This is a genomic window from Bacillus sp. P4_D3, from assembly GCF_056401855.1.
This window is the reverse complement of sequence record NZ_JBFUIN010001360.1, coordinates 1-514: the sequence shown is the minus strand read 5'-3', so window position 1 is coordinate 514 and position 514 is coordinate 1. Positions and strand designations below refer to the sequence as shown.

Here is a 514-nt window from a genome sequence, read left to right as displayed (position 1 = left end):
CACTTTAAAACCGATACTGTATTCACCATCTTTAATTGTGTCAGCATCCGGTTGTTTATCTCCGTCTGGTTGTTTATCTCCATCTGGTTGCTTGTCTCCTTCTGGTTGCTTATCTCCATCTGGCTGTTTCTCTTCATTTTTAATTGGTTCAAGTTTCTTTTGATCAAATACAAGTTGTACGTCATGAGTTTGCTTGTAACCTTGTGATGCCACCTCAATAAATACTTTTGTATTTATTTTTTTAGATAAATCATCCACTTCAAATTCTACGACTCTTGTACCTTTTTCTTTATCTTCACTCACTACTTTTGCATCAACAAATGCACCATCTTTTTCCGTTTGGAAATTTTTAATTAATGAGCTGCTTTTTAGCGTTACAATCGCTTTTTTCTTACCATTTTCTACTTTCAATACTCCTGGATTTTCCATGTAAGTATTCATTTTAGATTCTTCATCTGTTTTATCTTTTAACACTTTAAAGGGAATGCTGTACGCACCATCTTTAATTATGTTA

At 33.3% G+C, this 514-nt stretch carries 1 protein-coding gene; it reads right to left on the bottom strand.

From position 1 onward, the window contains the following. Window positions 1–514: NEAT domain-containing protein (locus tag AC1DTM_RS31340; protein ID WP_477001803.1), on the bottom strand; the 514-nt coding region annotated here is incomplete at both ends.